Annotated in this window: 1 pseudogene; it reads left to right on the top strand. The window is 42.5% G+C overall.

Annotated features, from left to right (window positions below):
* The first annotated feature begins 74 nt into the window (after positions 1 to 74).
* A pseudogene (locus QY97_RS20210) lies at positions 75 to 1,211 on the top strand (IS3 family transposase).
* Positions 1,212 to 1,255: the final 44 nt, after the last annotated feature.

Here is a 1,255-nt window from a genome sequence, read left to right as displayed (position 1 = left end):
TGGTGCTAGTATAGTTTTATGGACAGCTTTTAGTTAACTCTCTATCATAAAAGATACGAGAGGAAGTGTCCGATATGAAACAAAAAAAGAAATATAACGACGATTTTAAGAAGACAATCGTTGAACTCTATCACACGGGTAGTTCGGTGAGTGCGTTAAGCAGCGAATATGGCGTATCTGAAGTGACAATATACAAATGGATTAAGGCTTTGACCCCAATCAGTGAGGAAACGGGGAGCCTAACCCCTAAAGACATCGCTGCGATTCAGAAAGAAAATCTTCGCATGAAACAGGAGATCGAAATCTTAAAAAAGGCTATGGCCATATTCGCCAAAAAGTAACGGACAACGAGCTCATCGATTTGATTCATGAACAAAAAGAGAACTATCCCATTCAAGTGATGTGTGAGGTACTTGACGTTCCTAGAAGTACTTACTACCAATCCTTGGAGCATATGGAATCGTGATCGTGAGAATAGGCAACTCACGGAAGAGATCCATCGAATTCACAAGGAGAGCAAAGCACGCTATGGGGCTCCAAAGATTCATCAATCCCTCCTTAAGGAGGGATACGCCGTGAGCCTTAAACGTGTTCAACGGCTGATGAGGAAGGCAGGAATTCGATCCATCACCGTGAAGAAGTTCCGTCCGCAAAAGAGTCAAGGAACGGTCATAGAACGCACGAATCACCTAGAGCAAGATTTTACAACTACCACCATTAATGAAAAATGGGTGGCTGACATCACCTATATTCATACGCTTAGGGATGGCTGGTGTTACTTGGCGTCTGTCTTAGACCTGCATTCTAAAAAAATTGTCGGATACTCTTTCTCTCGTTCCATGACAACAGACCTTGTGCTTCAAGCTCTGCATAATGCAGTAACAACGCAAAATCCCGAACCTGGCCTCATACTACATACGGATCTAGGGACACAGTACACAAGTGAAGCATTTGAAAATGCATTGAAAGCTTATGAAATAAAGCAGTCGTTTAGCCGTAAGGGATGTCCATATGATAATGCCTGCATGGAGTCATTCCATGCCATCTTGAAGAAGGAAGAAGTGCACCAAGTGAAGTATCTTGACTACGAATCTGCAAAGCTTGCCCTATTCCAATATATCGAGGGCTGGTACAATCGCAAACGTATTCATGGTCAAATAGGTTATCGAACACCTCAAGAAGTGGAAGACCTAATACGCATGTCAGCTTAACGAGTTAACTTTTTTCTGTCCAAAATATTGACTCAGGTCCATGT

Origin of the sequence: Bacillus thermotolerans (assembly GCF_000812025.2) — a bacterium.
In the GTDB taxonomy this organism is placed as follows: Bacteria; Bacillota; Bacilli; order Bacillales; family Domibacillaceae; genus Quasibacillus; species Quasibacillus thermotolerans.
This window is presented reverse-complemented; position numbering and strand designations above follow the sequence as displayed.